We start from the raw sequence: 17,160 nt of genomic DNA, 5'->3' as shown, positions 1-17,160 counted from the left end.
CAAAGACAATGGATTGGGGAACAGGTTGGCGGACAGCAAACATCATGGCGCGCTGGGCGAGGCCTACGCAGCCAAGCGCCCCGAAGAGGTGGCAGCCCTTTATGACCGCTGGTCGCAGACCTACGACGCCGATATGTCGGCCGCCGGCTACCGCCATCCGACGATCTGCCTTGCCTTGCTGACCCGTCATCTGCCGCGCGGCTCAGCCCCGCTGCTCGACGCCGGCGCCGGCACCGGGCTCATCGGCGAATGGCTTGATATTGCAGGCTATCCGCAAGTCGAGGCTCTCGACATCTCGCAAGGCATGCTGGACCAGGCCGCCCGCAAGGGCGTCTATTCGGCGCTGCATTGCCTGGCGCTCGGCGGCAGGCTGCCCTTTGCCGACGATGCCTATGCCGGGATTGTTGCGGCCGGGGTCTTCACCTCGGGTCATGTCGGGGTCGAAGGGCTGGACGAGCTGATCCGCATCTGCCGGCCGGGTGGTGTCATCGCGCTGACGGTGAAGAACACGCTCTGGGAGCAGGGTTTTGCTTCGCGCATCGCCGAACTCGAAGCGCAAGGGCTCGTCACCCGCGTCGAGGAAACGCGCCCTTACGTCTCGATGCCGGGAGAAGCCGATACCGTACCGAGCCGCGGCCTCGCCTTGCGGGTGAATTAGGCTTTCACCCGCTCCGCCGCTGGATCATACATCGGCTCCAGATGGATTTTCGCCGGCGTCCGCTCCATCGCCACCACCAGCTCGTAGGCGCCCGAGGTGAGAAAATCGTCGCTCACCCCGTCGGCGTTGCGCACATAGCCATAGCCGATGTTTTTGCCCACAGTGTAGCCGTAGCCGCCGCTGGTCAGGTAGCCGACCGGCTCACCATCGCGCAGGATGGTCTCGCGGCCAAGCAGCACGATTTCGGGATTGTCCACCGTGAAGCCGGCAAAGCGTTTCTTCAAAGGAGCGCCGCCGATCTTCTCCAGCGCGCGCCGTCCGACGAAATCGGTGTTCTTGCGCAGCTTGACCGCCCAGCCGAGACCAGCCTCCTGCGGCGTGTCGTTGGGCGTGATATCGGAACCCCAGGCGCGGTAGCCCTTTTCCAGCCGCAGCGATTCCAGCGCCCGGTAGCCGACCGGCCGGATGCCGTATCTGCCGCCTGCCGCCATCAGCGCGTCGAAGACTTCGCCTGTCGCTGCAATCGGCACGTGCATCTCCCAACCGAGCTCGCCGACATAGGTGACGCGCAGCGCCCGAACTGTGTGGCCGGCGATGGTGATTTGGCGCACGTGTCCGAACGGGAAGCCGGCGTTCGACACATCGGCATCGGTCACCGCTGAAAGCACATCGCGTGCACGCGGCCCCATCAGCGACAGCGTGCCGAAATCCTCGGTCACGTCGGTCAGCCCGGCATCGAGGCCTTCGCCTATGTGGTCGCTGATCCATGAGGCATCATGTATGCGGAAACCGGTGCCGGTGACGATGTAGAACTTCTCCTCGGCCAATCGCGCCACGGTGAGGTCGGCCTCGATGCCGCCGCGCGTGTTGAGAAGCTGCGTGTAGATCAACCTGCCGACCGGCTTGCTGACATCGTTGGCGCAGATCCAGTCCAGTGCCCTGGCCGCGTCGGGTCCGCTCAGCTCATATTTGGCGAAGGACGACTGGTCGAAGATGCCGACATGCTCGCGCACATGCCGGTGTTCGTCGCCAACCGCCGCGAGCCAGTTCTGGCGTCCCATCGAATAGATGTCCCGCGGCTCCACACCCTCTGGCGCGAACCAGTTCGGCCGTTCCCAGCCGAGCTTCGAGCCGAACACGGCGCGCTGCTGCTTCAGCCTGTCGAAAAGCGGCGAGACGATGCTCGGCCGGCCTGAGGCATACTCCTCGTGCGGGAAGCCGATCGTGTAGTGCTTGCCATAGGCTTCCAGCGTGCGCTCGCACACCCACTGCCGGTCGCGGTGCAGGTTGGAAAAACGCCTGATGTCGACCACCCACAGGTCGAGCGGCGCTTCGCCGTCGACCACCCATTGCGCCAGCACCCAGCCGGCGCCGCCGCCCGAGGCGATGCCGAAAGCGTTGAAGCCGGCGCCGACGAACATGTTGGCGCATTCGGGTGCCGTGCCGAGAATGAAATTGCCGTCCGGAGTAAAGCTCTCCGGTCCGTTGATCATCTGCTTGACGCCGACCGTCTCCAGCGCCGGCACGCGCGCGATCGCCTGTGTCATGTGCTGTTCGAAATGGTCGTAGTCGTCGTCGAACAGCCGGAACTCCCAGTCATTGGGCACGTCCCCCCCGGGGAGACCAGTCGTCCACGCCTGCGGATTCGGCTCATAGCCGCCCATCACCAGCCCGCCGACCTCTTCCTTGAAATAGGTGCGCCGGTCTGGGTCGCGCAGCGTCGGCGCATCGGTCGCCAGCCCCGCGATCTTCTCGGTGACGATGTACTGGTGCTTGACTGGCTGCAGCGGCACGTTGATCCCGGCCATTGCGCCGACCTGCCGCGCCCACTGGCCGGCACAGTTCACCACCTTGTCGCAGGCGATGTCGCCTTGATCGGTCTTCACCGCGGTGATGCGGCCATCCCTCATCTCGAAGCCGGTGACGCGGACATTCTCGAACAGCTTGGCGCCATGCATGCGCGCGCCCTTGGCCAACGACTGGGTGATGTCGGAAGGGCTCGCCTGGCCGTCGGTGGGCAGCCACGAGGCGCCGACGAGATCGCCAGTTTCCATCAGCGGCCACATCGCCTTGACCTCGGCCGGAGACAGAAGATGCATGTCCATGCCGAAGCTCTTCGCCGTCGTCGCCAGCCTTTTGTATTCGGTCCAGCGGTCGGCATTGGTGGCGAGCCGCAAGCAGCCGGTCATCTTCCAGCCCGTGGCAAGGCCAGTTTCGGCCTCCAGCCCCTTATAGAGATCGACCGAGTATTTGAGCACGCGGGTGATCGAGGCCGAGGAGCGCAACTGCCCGACCAGGCCGGCCGCGTGCCAGGTCGAGCCCGAGGTCAGCTTGCCCTGTTCGATGAGCACGACGTCGGCCTTGTGGTCGCGGGCCAGATGATAGGCCGTCGAACAGCCGATGATGCCGCCGCCGATGACGACGACCGCGGCCTGGCTGGGTAAGGTCATGATTTCAGGATCCCGTATTTTGTCCGGTAGTTTTCCAGCGCCGCGTCGAGCCGCACCAGGTTTTCCTCGGTGTAGGCGACGTAGTCGATGCCGGGTGCGTCGAGATAGAGTTCCGACACCATGCTCCACATCGCCTCGCGCAGCAGCGAGGCGCATTGCATGGCGGCGTGCGAACGGCGGATCGCCTCGTCCGGCTCCTTCATGAAATACGCGGTCAGGAAGGCGAAGGATTCCGCATCGCTCATGCCGGCGTTCGAGGCGACGCCGGCAAGGTCGAACATCGCCGTGTTGAAGCCGGCATATTCAAAATCGATCAGCCACAGCCTGCTGCCGTCGTCGAGAATGTTGGCCGGCAAAAGATCGTTGTGGCCAAACACGATCGGCAGCAGTTTCTGCGCCCGCTCCAACTCGTCGGCCAGCGTCAGCAGGCGCGGCAAGTCGACGCGCTTGCGGCTGCCGCCTTCCTCAAGCGTGCGCGCATAGTCGCGGATCACGTGGAACACCCAGAACATGAAGCCGGCGCCGGAGATATGGTTGGGCATCTCCCGGTGAAAGGCGCGCATCAGGGCGGCGACGCGGCCGAGATTGGCGCGAACGTCCTCCGCCAGATAGGTCTTGGCGCCAAGGAACGCTGTCACCAGGATTCCCGGTTCGGCATACTGCACCGCCGGTGCGAACCCGGCGGCATGGGCTGCCCGCGCGGTCATCGCCTCGCGCTCGCGGAAGACATGGTGGAAAGGGTAGTCCTGGCCGAAGCGCACGACATGCCGTCCGGCAGCGTCACTGACGACATAATTGGCGTTGCTCAGGCCGCCGGGCAGCGGGGCGATCTCGATGGCGCCGGTCCAGCAGGGCAGGGCGCGGATGCGATCTTCGGCAATCACGGAATTATCCCTGTTTTGCTGGCCTGGTTTGCGGGCTTCGACAAGGCGCCGTGGACAGCGAGACGATGCTCGGGAGAAACGCAAATAATCTCGTCGGTGCGGGACGCCAGGATTGGTATCCCGCACCGCACCGACGAGCCCCTTGGCCAGGTTTGTGAACCCGGCATCCGCCCCCGCGGATCTCAGAATTCATTCCGCCAGACACGATCAAGACCGTCTGGTCGGTGAGTTGCGGGTCTGCCATCACCCTCCCGTTGCAGTTCCGAAACCCCTGTTTATGCCTGGATTTCACGCCAGGGTTGCCCGGTTGTCAACAAAAACATGTGACTTTTTTTGGGTGTTTTGCCCGAACGGAGTGGGATTCCCTTTAAAAGCACTCGAATTACCTTAAAACCGGTCAAGCATCTTAATCCGGGAAACCAAATGGTCCATTCCAAACGCCACGGCGAAATCCTGCGGGTGCTCCAGGAAGAAGGAACCGTGACCATCGCCAGCCTTGCCGACCGGCTGGGTGTTTCGCTCGAAACCGTGCGCCGGGATGTCAAGCCGCTCACCAGTGATGGCTCGGTAGTGAAAATGCATGGCGCCATCGGCCTGCCGTCGATGGTTGGCGAAGCGCCCTTCGAACGACGCATGCGCGAGAATGCCGATGCCAAGCGAATCATTGCCCGCATGGTCGCCGCCACCATCCGCGACGGCGAATCGGTCATGCTCGACACCGGCACCACGACTTCGTTCCTGGCCCGCGAACTGCTCGGCCATCGGCGCCTGACGGTCGTCACCAATTCGTCCGACATCGCCCGCACGCTGGCCACCATCAACGGCAACAAGGTCTATATGGCCGGAGGCGAATTGCGCAGCGATTCAGGCGCCGCGTTCGGCACTTCGGCCATCGAGTTCGTCAGCCGCTTCTCGGTCAGCCATGCCGTCATCTCCACCGGCGCCGTCGATGCCGTGACCGGCGTCATGGATTATGATCTGGAAGAGGCCGAATTCGCCCGCATGGTGCTGTCGCGCGGCCAGCGGTCGCTCGTGGTTACCGACCACACCAAATTCGGCCGCCAGGGCCTGGTTCAGGTCTGCGGCTTCGACGGCTTCTCCGAACTCGCTACCGACCAACCGCCGCCACGCGATATCGCCGCCGCGCTGGCACAGGCCGGCGCGCGGCTCAGCATCGCCGGCGGCGAAGCCGGGTTCTGACCGAAACAAGCCACTGATGGGCGCGCGCACCGCACGCCTGCATGGGCCGATCGCTTGCGATGACTCTATGCGGGCAAGGCGCGAAAACTCATCCTGAAGCATGCACCGCTGGGCTTGCCGTCGAGGATCTCGATGCGGCCGCCATGCAGTTGCATGATTTCCTGCACGAGGTTGAGGCCGAGCCCGGCGCCGTGATCTTGCGGGCGCAACCTGTAGAACGGCTCGAAGATGCGCTCCCGCTCGCCCGGCGGCACCCCGTCGCCTTCGTCCCGCACCTCGATGACGGCCGGAGCCGCAACGCTGATGGTGATCTTGCCGGCGCGGCCGCCATGCTCGATGGCGTTCTGGACGATATTGGTCACGGCACGTTCGATCGCGGTGCGGTCGCCGCTGGCGAGGACCGTCTCCCGTTCCGGCTCGAACGACATCTCGTACCCGGCCGCGAATGCCATCGGCGCGAGATCGACGATGACGCCGCGCGCGATCGCCACCAGGTCGAGCTTCGCGAAGGATGTAGCTTGCCGGTCGAGGCGTTGCAGGTCGAGCAGCTGGTCGGTCAGCGTTGAAAGTCGTGCCGCGTCCTGCAGCAGCCGTGCCCGCTCCGGCGTCGCCGGCAGCGAGGCAAGGCGCGTGTTGAGGATGGCGACCGGTGTCCTGAGTTCATGGGCGGCATCGGTCAGGAAGCGCTTGTGACGCTCGTAGCCTTTGTCGAGACGCGCAAGGGCAGCGTTCACCGCCTTCACCAGCGGCGTGACTTCCCTTGGAACGTCCTTCAGCGGCAGCTGCACGCCGCGCTGGTCGATGTCGATACGCTCGGCTTCGGCCGCCGCATGGCCAAGACCGGAGAGAGCGCCGCGCACCACCCAAGGCGTGGCGAACAGCGTCGCCAGCGCCATCAACCCGGCGAGCGGCAAGATGCCTTGCAGGAAGAATTGCGGCGCCTGCCCGAGCAGGCGCATGAGCGAAAGCCCGCCCTTGGTGCCGCTGAAAATCTGGACATTGCCGGCGGCAGTGTCGGTCCAGCGGATCTTTCCCTCCGGCGGCGCGGCCTCGCCGATTGCATGGTCGATACGGGCGTCGCTGATGGTGTCCAGCAGTCCGACAAAGGGCTGGAACAGTGCCGGTACCGTGCCCTCCTGCAGCCGTTGCCCCTGCTTGTCACGGATGACGAACCAAAGGTCGGGAACGTTCGATCGCAGCATTGCCATGTCCGGCGTCTCGTTGACGACGAGCCTGCCGCCTGCATCGCGCGCCACCGCATCGGCCAGCACGTCCATCGTTCCGTCCTCGTAGTCGTGTGGGATGAGGCCGGTGGCAAGCATGCCGCCAATGATGCCGACGATGATCAGCGTCAGCATCGCGCATTGCAGCAAGGCGATGCGCAGCACCAGGCTCCATTTCAGCGAACGCGGGCGCTTGAGGCTCATCGCTTGGTGCTCATGGCGTTTCGCGCAGGAGATAGCCGACGCCGCGAATGCCGTTGATCGTCACGCCACTCGCCGCTTCGGCAAGCTTGCGGCGCAGGCGCGAGACATGAGTGTCGAGCGCGTTGGACTGGATCTCGTCATCGAGGCCGAACACCGCTTCCATCAAGGTTTCGCGCTGCACCATGCGGCCGGTGCGCCGCATCAGCGCCTCCAGCACCAGCAGCTCGCGCCGCGGCAGGCTGAGCGGCTCGCCGCGGATCGCGGCCTCGCGATGTCCGACATCGAGCACCAGATCGCCGGCGCGGATGAACTGCGACTGCAACGGTGCCGGGCGCCTGAGCAGCGCGCGCAAGCGGGCCAGCAATTCCTCGAAAGCGAACGGCTTTGCCAGATAGTCGTCCGCGCCCATGTCCAGCCCGTCGACCTTGTCCGACGTATCGCCCTTCGCCGTCAGCATCAGCACCGGCGTGGTGTTCTTCGCCGAACGCAATCTCGGCACCAGTGACAGCCCGTCGCCATCCGGCAACTGGCGGTCAAGCAGGATGGCGTCGTAGCTGTCGGCGGCAACGAAGCCTTCTGCCTCGACGATCGAGCCGGCGTGATCGACCACCATGTCGTGGCGCTTCAGCGCGGCACGCAGCGCCGAGACCATCTCGGGCTCGTCTTCGATCAGCAAGATACGCATCGACAATCCCCAGGCAACGAACACTCATCGGGCGCTACCGCGCCAACATTGCGTAAACATGGCAAGCCGAACAACCCGAGGACGACAGACGCTTTCTTTGCGTTCGCTATATTGCGCAATGTCTATGCAATCCAGTCGCGGCAAACAGCGCCGGTCGGCACGAATCGCCATGCCGGCGTCAAGGCGTCGGGCCCGGATACGCAACAGCTTCGGGTCCGACGCTGAAACGAAATCAGGTCGCCGCGCCAACTGGTGGCGTGTTCTTGTCCGGGATCGAGGATATTATGTCTGCAAATGATGCTCTGTCTTTTCTGATGGCGTGGACCGTTGCGCCGTTCAAGATTGGCTCGGTCACGCCGTCCAGTTCGAGCCTCGCGGCATTGATGACGCGCGATATCGGTTCCGAGACAGGCCCAGTGCTGGAACTCGGTCCAGGCACCGGCCCTTTCACACGCGCGCTGCTGTCGCGCGGGGTGCGGGAGGAGGATTTGACGCTGATCGAGTCCGATCCGGATTTTGCGGCTCTGCTCATGCGGCGCTTTCCCTCCGCCCGGATCTTTGAAATGGATGCAGCCGGTCTGCGCCATCTGTCGCTGTTTCCCGGACCGGTGGTCGGTGCCGCCGTCAGCGGGCTGCCCTTCCGGCTGATTTCGCCACGCAAGACGCTTGCCATTCTTGAAGGCGTTTTCGCGAACCTTCGGCCGGGCGGAGCGCTCTATCAGTTCACGCTCGGCCGGCGCTGCCCGTTCGACCAGTCGCTGCTCGATCGGCTCGATCTTGACGCCACCCGGGTCGGCCATACCTTTCGCAATTTGCCACCTGCCACGGTCTATCGCATCGCCAGGATCAAGACGTCAGGGACCTATGACTGGCGCATCGCATGACCGGTCCGTTGTCGGCCATTCTCGGCTTTGGTCTGTTCGGCGTTTTCTGCCTCGCTTTCACCGAGAAGATCCTTCCGGTTCCGCCCTCGCATGTGCTGCTGCTGTTTCTCGGCATGACGGCGGCGCCGGACGGTTTCACGCTGGCGATCCTGCTGGTGGTGACGACGCTTGCCTCTTTCTCCGGCTGCCTTGTCTGGTACGGGGTTGGCCGTCGGATCGGATTTGACCGAGCCGACAGGCTGATCGAACGTGCCGGCAGATATGTCTTCCTGCGTCCCGCCACCTATCGCAAACTTGGTCAGGCCTATCGCCGCAAGCATGTGCGGGTGTCCCTGCTGGCGCAGTTCATCCCGACCGTGCGCAATTACCTGCCGATCGCGGCAGGCGCGCTTTGTCTGCCGGCTCTGCCCTTCGCGATCGCGACGCTGCTCGGTGCGACCATCTGGAATGCGGGCTTTCTCCTGACCGGCTATCTCTTGCATGGCAGCGGCCAGGATTCCTTCACCGTGGGCTTGCGCATCATCATCATCGTCGTGGCACTGGAGACGACCTTCATGCTGGCGTTGCGCTATGGCCCCGCATGGCGGCGCCGCATCAGGCTGGAGCGCGGCTGAGTGCGGCAACAGTCGCCAGTCATGGGATAAGCTCCTCCGCTGGCTTTCCTTCGCTTGGCCGCCGGTGTTTAGTCCGGCCATGGCTTTCACCATCCGCCAGTTGCAGTTCTTCATCGCCGTTGCCGAGCAAGGCACGGTGTCGGGCGCGGCGCAGAACCTCTCCATCTCGCAATCGTCGGTCACCGAAGCGATCAAGGAGCTCGAAAACGATCTCGGCGTCGAACTGTTCGAGCGGCATCCGCGTGGCCTCAACATCACCCATAAAGGCCACCAGTTCCTGCGCCACGCGACGAAGATCCTCGCCGACGTCTCCGACGCCCGCCGCTCTTTTTCCGGCGAACAGGCCGTGGCGGGTGGCCGGCTGCAACTCGGCGTCACCTCGCTGGTCGCCGGCTATGTGCTGTCGGACCTTCTGTCCCGCTATCGCCGTGCCTATCCGGGCGTCGAGGTCTCGGCCATCGAGGACAATGGCGACTACCTCGAACATCTCCTGATCGGCGGCAAGCTCGACATTGCCGTCATGGTCACCTCCAATTTACGCGACCGCACGGCGCTGCAATCGGAAATCCTCGAAGTCTCGGCCTATCGCCTGTGGTTGCCGCTCGGCCATTCGCTCGCCGGCGCCGACATCATCGGCATTGGCGACATTGCCGGCGAGCCGCTGATCATGCTGACTGTCGACGAGATCGAGGAGAATACCGGAAAACTGCTTACGGCGATCGGCGCCAAGCCGCATGTCGCCTTTCGCACCCGCTCCGTGGAAGCGGTGCGCAGCCTGGTCGCCACCGGCGCTGGCGTGGCGTTACTGCCCGACCTCGTCTACCGGCCATGGTCGCTGGAAGGCGACCGCATCGAATCGCGCGATGTCTCCGGTTCCTTGCCGGTGGTGCAGGTCGGCGTGGTCTGGCGGCGGGGCTCCGGCCTGCCACAGGCGGCGCGCGATTTCATCGGCCTTGCCCAGTCGCAGCGGACCGTCCGCCAGCGTCCTTGATTGAAAAGTGCAAATCTATCGGAAAAACCGATATCGACTTTCTGATAAATGAATTTGCGAAACCGGATTTTTCCACGCACCTTCCGTTCCAAGGACCAAAGTCGCCATCAGAGCGGTATCAAGTCCATAGGACGAACTGACAGTTTTTCAGTCCGCGCGTGACCTCAAGCGAAAACCGGAACCGGTTTTCGGGGGCTAGGCGCCAAAATGGGAGATCGACGATGAATTCATTCCTGAAGTCATGCACTGCGCTGACGGTCGCGCTGACCTTCTCTGGTCAGGCAATCGCCCAGGTCAAGGAACTGGGCAAGGGCGAAGGCCAGGTCAACATCGTTGCCTGGCCCGGCTATATCGAGCGCGGCGAGACCGACAAGGGCTATGACTGGGTCACGGCCTTCGAGAAGGAGAGTGGCTGCAAGGTCAACGTCAAGACCGCCAACACGTCCGACGAGATGGTCTCGCTGATGAACGAGGGCGGCTTCGACCTCGTCACGGCTTCGGGCGACGCCTCGCTGCGCCTGGTCGCGGGCAAGCGGGTGCAGCCGATCAACACCGATCTCATCCCGAGCTGGAAGACGGTCGACGACCGGCTCAAGGACGCGCCCTGGTTCACCGTCGACAAGGTGCATTACGGCGTTCCCTACCAGTGGGGGCCTAACATCCTGATGTACAACACCGAGGTGTTCAAGGAAGCGCCCAAGAGCTGGAACGTCGTCTTCGAGGAGATGAAGCTGGCCGACGGCAAGTCCAACAAGGGCCGCGTCCAGGCCTATGACGGCCCGATCCACATTGCCGACGCTGCCAATTATCTGATGTTCCACAAGCCGGAACTCGGCATCAAGGACCCCTACGAGCTCAACGAGGCCCAGTACAAGGCCGCGCTCGACCTGCTGCGCGTCCAGCGCACGCTGGTCGGCCGCTACTGGCATGACGCCGCCATCCAGGTCGACGATTTCCAGAATGAAGGCGTCGTCGCGTCGGGTTCGTGGCCGTATCAGGTCAACACACTGGTTGCCGCCAAAAAGCCGGTCGCCTCGACGGTGCCCGAAGAAGGCGTCACCGGCTGGGCCGACACCACCATGATGGAAGCCGACGCCGCCAACCCGAACTGCGCCTATATGTGGCTTGAACATTCGCTGTCGCCGAAGGTGCAGGGCGATGTCTCTGCCTGGTTCGGATCGCTCCCCGTGGTGCCCGCAGCCTGCAAGGGCAACGAGCTCTTGACCGACGAAGGCTGTAAGACCAACGGTTACGACAATTTCGACAAGATCAAGTTCTGGAAGACGCCGGTGACCAAATGCGCCAGCCAGAACAACCAGTGCGTGCCCTATTACCGCTGGGTGTCGGACTATATCGGCGTCATCGGCGGACGCTAAACTCCAACGGTTGGCGCTGCCGCTCACCCTTACCCTCTCCCCGTGAAAAACGGGGAGAGGGGGATCGCCAGCGTCGGTGCGCTTCCCTTCTCCCCGTCACCATGCGGGAAGAAGGTGCCGGCAGGCGGATGAGGGGCAGCACTTGCGCCCGAATTTTTGAAGAGCCTGACAGATCAGGACAACCCCATGACATCAGCCGTTTCCTTCAAAGAAGTCTCGCGCCATTTCGGCAGCGTTCGCGCTGTCGACGCTGTCGATCTCGACATTGCGCCGGGCGAGTTCTTCGCCATGCTCGGGCCGTCGGGTTCTGGCAAGACGACGTGTCTTAGGTTGATTGCCGGCTTCGAGCAGCCGACGGCCGGCTCGATCTCGATCTTCGGCGAGCGTGCCGAGGGCGTGCCGCCCTATCGCCGCAACGTCAACACCGTCTTCCAGGACTACGCGCTGTTCCCGCACCTCAATGTGTTGGACAATGTCGCCTACGGGCTGATGGTCAAAGGGGTCGGCAAGGCCGAACGGCACAAGGCGGCCAAGGAGGCGTTGTCACTGGTGCGGCTGCCCGGCTATGGCGCCCGCCGCCCCGGCCAGCTCTCTGGCGGCCAGCGCCAGCGCGTCGCACTCGCCCGTGCGCTGGTCAACCAGCCCAAGGTGCTGCTGCTCGACGAGCCGCTCGGCGCCCTCGACCTCAAGCTGCGCGAGAACATGCAAGAAGAGCTGAAATCGCTGCAGAAGGCGCTCGGCATCACCTTCGTCTTCGTCACCCACGACCAGGGTGAGGCGCTGTCGATGGCGGATCGCGTCGCCGTCTTCAACGACGGCAGGATCATGCAGATAGGCACGCCCGAGGAAATCTATCAGCGGCCGAAGACGCGCTTCGTCGCCGATTTCGTCGGCTCCTCCAACGTGCTGCCACCGGACTTCGTCCAGCGCTATTCCGGCCAGCACCGCTGGGGGAGTCTCAGGCCGGAATCAATTCGCGTCGGCCGCGCCACAAGTGGCGAAGGCGTCGCCGCGCGCCTCGTCTCGACGAATTATCTCGGCGCTACTACCAGGCTGGCGCTCGATGCCGACGGATTGAAGCTGCATGCCGTTGTGCCGGCCGGCACGGCTTTGCCGGTCGAAGGCGAGGCGGTCGTGCTCACCTTCAACCGCGAGCATCTGCATCTGATGGACGAGCCGGCATGAGCGTCGACGTCACCATGCCGCGAGCCACGGCGCCCGCCATCCTGCCCGGCAGCGGCGGCATGCGGGGTGCGCTGTCAGACCTGTTCTGGCGTCGGCCGCAACTCCTGCTCCTGCTGATGCTTTTGCCGCCGGTTCTGTGGCTCGGCATCGTCTATATCGGCTCGCTCTTCGCGCTCCTGGCGCAGAGCTTTTTCTCCATCGACGAGTTCTCCGGCCTCATCAACCGTGAGCTCACGCTGAAGACCTATGGCGACCTGTTGCAGGCCGCCAATCTCGACATCATCCTGCGCACGGTGACGATGGCGGCGCTGGTCACGCTGGCCTCGGCCGTCGTCGCCTTCCCGATCGCCTACTATGCCGCGCGTTATGCGCGCGGTCGCTGGAAGGCGTTGTTCTATCTCGGCGTCATGCTGCCGCTGTGGTCGAGCTACCTGGTCAAGATCTATGCCTGGAAGCTGATCCTCGCCAAGGAAGGCATCCTCACCTGGCTGTTCGGCAAGCTGTATCTGCAATGGCTGCTCGACGCCTGGCTGTCGCTGCCGGTTGTCGGCGGCAATTCGCTGTCGGTGTCGTTCACCGGCACCTTCATCGTCTTCGTCTATGTCTGGCTGCCCTTCATGATCCTGCCGGTCCAGGCAGCACTCGAGCGGGTGCCCGGCAATCTGGTGGAAGCTTCGTCCGACCTTGGCGCGTCGCCCGGCCAGACGTTCCGCAACGTGCTGTTCCCGCTGGCACTGCCCGGCATTGTCGCCGGCTCGATCTTCACTTTCTCGCTGACATTGGGCGACTACATCATCCCGCAGATCATCGGCACCTCGCGGCTGTTCATCGGCCAGGCCGTCTATTCGCAGCAGGGCACCGCCGGCAATATCCCGCTCGCCGCCGCCTTCACCGTGGTGCCCATCGTCATCATGGGCTTCTACCTCTGGGGCGCCAAGCGCATGGGGGCCTTCGATGCGCTCTGACCGTGGTCAATCGGCTCCGCTCGGCCTGAAGATTGCCGCCGCCTGCGGCTTGCTGTTCCTGCATCTGCCGATCCTGCTGATCTTCGTCTACGCCTTCACCACCGAGGAAAAGAGCTTCGTCTGGCCGCCGCCCGGGCTGACCACGCAATGGTTCGCCGTCACCTGGAACCGGCCGGATGTCTGGGAAGCGCTGTCGCTGTCGGTGCGCGTCGCCGCCATCTCGACCGCGATTGCGCTGGTGCTCGGCACGCTGTGCGCCGCTGCTGTTTCACGGACAAAATTCTTCGGCCGAGAGACGATTTCGCTGCTGGTCATCCTGCCGATCGCGCTGCCCGGCATCATCACCGGCATCGCGCTCCGCTCGGCCTTTGCACTCGCCGACATCCCGTTCTCGTTCTGGACGATCGTGCTTGGCCACGCCACCTTCTGCGTCGTCGTCGTCTACAACAACGCGGTCGCCCGTTTTCGCCGCACCTCCGGCTCGATGATCGAGGCCTCGATGGATCTCGGCGCCGACGGCTTCCAGACCTTCAGGCATATCGTGCTGCCCAACATCGCCACCGCGCTGCTTGCCGGCGGCATGCTGGCTTTCGCCCTTTCGTTCGATGAGGTCATCGTCACCACCTTCACCGCCGGCCAGCAGCAGACCGTGCCGATCTGGATGCTGGAGGAACTGATCCGTCCGCGCCAGCGTCCGGTCACCAATGTCGTGGCCATGGTCGTCGTGCTGGTGACGCTGCTGCCCATCCTGTTTGCCTATTACCTGACCCGCGACGGTGACCAGATCGCCGGTTCGGGTAAATGAAGAACAGCGAATAGGGAGTAGCCAATAGCGAACAAGGGAGACTCAGCCCTATTCGCTATCAGCTATTCGCTACTCGCTCCTGACCAAGGAGAGACGCCCATGGACACCCAGATGCTGATCGGCTCGAAATTCGAGAAGGGCACGGAAACCGATGAGCCGATCCTCAATCCGAAGACAGGGGCGACGATTCTCAACCTGCCAGAGGCGAGCCAGGCGCAGATCGAGGCGGCAGTCAGTGCAGCCGGACAAGCGTTCGTCTTGTGGTCGCGCACCACGCCGGCGCAGCGCTCCGGCTACCTGCTCAAGATCGCCGACCGCATCGAGGCCGAAGCGAAAGAGTTCGCCGCTCTCGAAGCACTGAACTGCGGCAAGCCGATCAATGCCGTGCTCAACGACGAGATCCCGGCCATCGTCGACTGCTACCGCTTCTTCGCAGGAGCGGTGCGTTCGATGCCGGGCGTGGTCGCCGGCGAATACCTGCCCGGCCACACCTCGATGGTGCGACGTGACCCGATTGGCATCGTCGCTTCGATCGCGCCCTGGAACTATCCGCTGATGATGATGGCCTGGAAGCTGGCGCCGGCAATCGCCGGCGGCAACACGGTCATCTTCAAGCCGTCGGAACAGACGCCGCTGACGGCACTGAAGTTGGCGACGATTCTGGCCGATGTCCTGCCCGAAGGTGTCGTCAATGTCGTGCTTGGCCGCGGCGACAGCGTCGGCAACACGCTGATCAACCATCCGAAGGTCAATATGATCTCGATCACCGGTGACGTCGCCACCGGCAAGAAGGTGCTGCAGGCCGCCGCCAAGTCGGTCAAGCGCACGCATCTCGAACTCGGCGGCAAGGCGCCGGTCATCGTCTTCGACGACGCCGATCTGGGGGCGGTGGTCAACGGCCTGCGCGCCTTCGGCTATTACAATGCCGGCCAGGATTGCACCGCGGCCTGCCGCATCTATGCCGGCAAGAAGATCTACGACAAGCTCGTCGCCGATCTGTCCTCGGCCGTCTCGACCATCAAGTACGATCTATCGGACGACACCGAGAACGAGATCGGCCCGCTGATCTCGCGCCGCCAGCGCGATCGCGTGTCGAGCTTCGTCGAGCGCGCCTCGGAGCTGAAGCACATCGAGATCACCACCGGCGGCAAGCCGGGCGAGGGCACGGGCTTCTACTACCAGCCGACCGTCGTTGCCGGCGCCTTGCAGGAGGACGAGATCGTGCGCCGCGAAGTGTTCGGGCCGGTCGTCTCCATCACCCGCTTTGCCGAAGTCGACGAAGCGGTGAACTGGGCCAATGACAGCGACTACGGCCTGGCGTCATCGGTGTGGACCAAGGATGTTTCGCGTGCCATGGCGACCGCGGCCCGTCTGCAATATGGCTGTACCTGGATCAACACCCATTTCATGCTGACCAACGAGATGCCGCATGGCGGGCTGAAGCAGTCCGGTTACGGCAAGGATATGTCGCTCTACGCGCTCGAGGATTATACCGCCGTCCGCCATGTGATGGTTGCGCATACTTAGTTTTCCCTTCTCCCCGTTCACGGGGAGAAGGTGGCCCGAAGGGCCGGATGAGGGGCGGCGCAAGCCTTACAGAAGCTGGCTCTGCCCCTCATCTGCTTGCCGGCCCTTCTCCCGTAAACGGGGAGAAGAGTGCTATTCCACAATGCGATAGATGTTCCACAGGCTGGTGCCTGACACGACATAGGGCTCCATCTCCTTGCCCCATTTGGCGTGCGCGTCGATCTTGCCGATCTTGGCGAAGAACTGTTCCAGCTGGGCCAGGCTCTCGACTTGGTGATGCGCCTCGACCGTCGCCTCCCGCGCGCCGATCGATCCGGTCATGATCTGGAACTTGAGGTCGGCGAGGCCGACCTGCGAGCCGATCTCGCGTTCCCATTTCTTCAACAGTTCGAGCACGGTCTGCTTGTGCCCGAACTTGGCGTCGATCTGCCATCTGGCGCTGAACATGTCGGTTCTCCTCTTGAGCAATTCCAGGAAAAGTGCCCGGCGGTTTTCCGTCAGGGATTGCGTGAAACAAGTACTGTTTCGCGGTTGATCTATTCGTCCCAGGCCTGCACGACCGTCTGCCGCGCGATCCGGCCGTTCTTCAGCTCCAGCATCGCCGCGGCGAACACTTTCGTGCCGTCGGGATAGGCGCAGGCCTGGGTGAAGGCGAGGCTGTCGCCGTCGGCGATCGTCGTGTCGACCTTGTGGGTCATCGCCCGGCTGCAGATGTCGTCCCAGAAGGTGGCGATCGCCGCGCGGCCGCGAACTTCGCGCGGCTTGCTCGGCGGGTTGTTGCGGTCGATCACCCGCACCAGCGCGTCGTCGGTATAGAAGCTCGACAGCATCTTTCCGTCGCGGGTTTCGATCGCCTTCTTGATCGCCGCGCCATCTACGACTTGTGTCTTGGTCAGCATTTTGTCCTCCATGTGCCCGTCTTCACGATCGGGCGGTTCTATATTCAGTAGGCATCGCCCGGCGCTCACCGCCGGACAGGGATTTTCACTGCGACTTCGCCTTCACCGCAGCGAAGACGTCGTCTGTCTGCTTCTTGAAGGTCGCGAGATCGACCTGGCTGCCATTGAGGATTGTCGACCAGTGGCGCACAATCGCCGCCATCGCGATCGTTTCCTTGATCTCCTCGTCACTGGCGCCGTTGAGCTTGGCCGCCTCGGTATGGAAGTAGATGCAATATTGGCAAGGGATCTGCGAGGCGACCGCAAGGCCCATCAGTTCCTTGGTCTTGCCATCAAGCGCGGTTTTGGGATTGAGCTGGACGCCCTTGATTTCGGCCCAGGCGCCGGCGATCGCCACATCAGGCAATGTCTTGAACATATCCGGCACCGAGCCGAGCGTTGCCTGGATGTCCTTGTAGGCGGCCGTTGCCGACGCATCCTCGGCCTTTGCGGGAGTGATCGTGATCAGCGCCCCGATACTTGCGGCGATCACGAATGATCCGACATTCAGTTTCGGTTTGAGCATTTCATCCTCCGTTCGCAGCGCCTCAACGGCGATATCCGCCTTGGC

Annotated in this window: 17 protein-coding genes; 10 read left to right on the top strand and 7 right to left on the bottom strand. The window is 63.5% G+C overall.

What is annotated here, in order from left to right:
- The first annotated feature begins 25 nt into the window (after positions 1–25).
- Positions 26–658: a class I SAM-dependent DNA methyltransferase gene (locus EB233_RS00900; RefSeq protein WP_064990444.1), complete on the top strand. Its 633-nt coding sequence runs from the start codon at positions 26–28 to the stop codon at positions 656–658.
- Here EB233_RS00900 and EB233_RS00895 read toward each other — a convergent pair.
- The gene (locus tag EB233_RS00895; protein WP_064990445.1) at positions 655–3,108 is read right to left on the bottom strand and encodes a GcvT family protein; all 2,454 of its coding nucleotides are present in this window, start codon (positions 3,106–3,108) and stop codon (positions 655–657) included. The two genes, EB233_RS00900 and EB233_RS00895, sit on opposite strands and share 4 nt — an antisense overlap.
- Entirely contained in the window at positions 3,105–3,992 is an 888-nt protein-coding gene (locus EB233_RS00890; RefSeq protein ID WP_064990446.1) for a phosphotransferase family protein, read from the bottom strand. Before EB233_RS00890 ends, EB233_RS00895 begins: the two co-directional genes overlap by 4 nt.
- A 423-nt stretch (positions 3,993–4,415) precedes the next feature.
- Here EB233_RS00890 and EB233_RS00885 point away from each other — a divergent pair, with 423 nt between their 5' ends.
- Positions 4,416–5,192, top strand: a complete 777-nt coding sequence (locus tag EB233_RS00885) for a DeoR/GlpR family DNA-binding transcription regulator (RefSeq protein ID WP_064990447.1) — start codon at positions 4,416–4,418, stop codon at positions 5,190–5,192.
- Between the two features lie 65 nt (positions 5,193–5,257).
- Here the strand turns inward: EB233_RS00885 and EB233_RS00880 are convergent, their stop codons facing one another.
- Together EB233_RS00880 and EB233_RS00875 are read right to left on the bottom strand one after the other, a co-directional pair.
- Complete coding sequence (locus EB233_RS00880) at positions 5,258–6,619, bottom strand: sensor histidine kinase (RefSeq protein WP_064990448.1); 1,362 nt, start codon at positions 6,617–6,619, stop codon at positions 5,258–5,260.
- A gap of 10 nt (positions 6,620–6,629) precedes the next feature.
- Positions 6,630–7,304, bottom strand: coding sequence for a response regulator transcription factor (locus EB233_RS00875; RefSeq protein ID WP_064990449.1), 675 nt, complete (start codon positions 7,302–7,304; stop codon positions 6,630–6,632).
- Between the two features lie 284 nt (positions 7,305–7,588).
- Here EB233_RS00875 and EB233_RS00870 point away from each other — a divergent pair, with 284 nt between their 5' ends.
- The 8 genes from EB233_RS00870 to EB233_RS00835 all read left to right on the top strand — a co-directional run bounded on the left by EB233_RS00870 (position 7,589) and on the right by EB233_RS00835 (position 15,651).
- Positions 7,589–8,188, top strand: a complete 600-nt coding sequence (locus EB233_RS00870) for a class I SAM-dependent methyltransferase (RefSeq protein WP_027052615.1) — start codon at positions 7,589–7,591, stop codon at positions 8,186–8,188.
- A complete protein-coding gene (locus tag EB233_RS00865) occupies positions 8,185–8,802 on the top strand; it encodes a DedA family protein (protein WP_027052614.1) in 618 nt (205 codons plus the stop codon). Before EB233_RS00870 ends, EB233_RS00865 begins: the two co-directional genes overlap by 4 nt.
- Before the next feature lie 79 nt (positions 8,803–8,881).
- Positions 8,882–9,793 (top strand): LysR family transcriptional regulator, encoded by a 912-nt coding sequence (locus tag EB233_RS00860; protein ID WP_064990450.1) that lies wholly within the window; start codon positions 8,882–8,884, stop codon positions 9,791–9,793.
- Positions 9,794–10,014: 221 nt separating this feature from the next.
- Positions 10,015–11,169 carry an ABC transporter substrate-binding protein gene (locus EB233_RS00855; protein ID WP_064990451.1) on the top strand — a complete coding sequence of 385 codons (1,155 nt, stop codon included), beginning with the start codon at positions 10,015–10,017 and terminating at the stop codon, positions 11,167–11,169.
- A gap of 186 nt (positions 11,170–11,355) precedes the next feature.
- Complete coding sequence (locus EB233_RS00850) at positions 11,356–12,354, top strand: ABC transporter ATP-binding protein (RefSeq protein WP_064990452.1); 999 nt, start codon at positions 11,356–11,358, stop codon at positions 12,352–12,354.
- Between the two features lie 14 nt (positions 12,355–12,368).
- Positions 12,369–13,319 carry an ABC transporter permease gene (locus EB233_RS00845; protein ID WP_208986335.1) on the top strand — a complete coding sequence of 317 codons (951 nt, stop codon included), beginning with the start codon at positions 12,369–12,371 and terminating at the stop codon, positions 13,317–13,319.
- Positions 13,309–14,124, top strand: a complete 816-nt coding sequence (locus EB233_RS00840) for an ABC transporter permease (RefSeq protein WP_027052609.1) — start codon at positions 13,309–13,311, stop codon at positions 14,122–14,124. The genes EB233_RS00845 and EB233_RS00840 overlap by 11 nt, the downstream gene beginning before the upstream one ends.
- A gap of 99 nt (positions 14,125–14,223) precedes the next feature.
- Positions 14,224–15,651 (top strand): gamma-aminobutyraldehyde dehydrogenase, encoded by a 1,428-nt coding sequence (locus tag EB233_RS00835; protein ID WP_064990454.1) that lies wholly within the window; start codon positions 14,224–14,226, stop codon positions 15,649–15,651.
- 132 nt (positions 15,652–15,783) lie between these two features.
- Here the strand turns inward: EB233_RS00835 and EB233_RS00830 are convergent, their stop codons facing one another.
- The 3 genes from EB233_RS00830 to EB233_RS00820 form a co-directional block, all read right to left on the bottom strand.
- Positions 15,784–16,098: a hypothetical protein gene (locus tag EB233_RS00830; protein WP_064990455.1), complete on the bottom strand. Its 315-nt coding sequence runs from the start codon at positions 16,096–16,098 to the stop codon at positions 15,784–15,786.
- A gap of 89 nt (positions 16,099–16,187) precedes the next feature.
- Positions 16,188–16,550, bottom strand: coding sequence for a nuclear transport factor 2 family protein (locus tag EB233_RS00825; RefSeq protein ID WP_027052606.1), 363 nt, complete (start codon positions 16,548–16,550; stop codon positions 16,188–16,190).
- An 85-nt stretch (positions 16,551–16,635) separates the two neighbouring features.
- Positions 16,636–17,115, bottom strand: a complete 480-nt coding sequence (locus EB233_RS00820) for a carboxymuconolactone decarboxylase family protein (RefSeq protein WP_027052605.1) — start codon at positions 17,113–17,115, stop codon at positions 16,636–16,638.
- Between the last annotated feature and the right edge of the window lie 45 nt (positions 17,116–17,160).

Origin of the sequence: Mesorhizobium erdmanii, assembly GCF_013170725.1 — a bacterium.
Taxonomy (GTDB): Bacteria; Pseudomonadota; Alphaproteobacteria; order Rhizobiales; family Rhizobiaceae; genus Mesorhizobium; species Mesorhizobium erdmanii.
The sequence above is the reverse complement of the archived record's forward strand: the minus strand, read 5'-3'. Positions and strand labels throughout refer to the sequence as shown.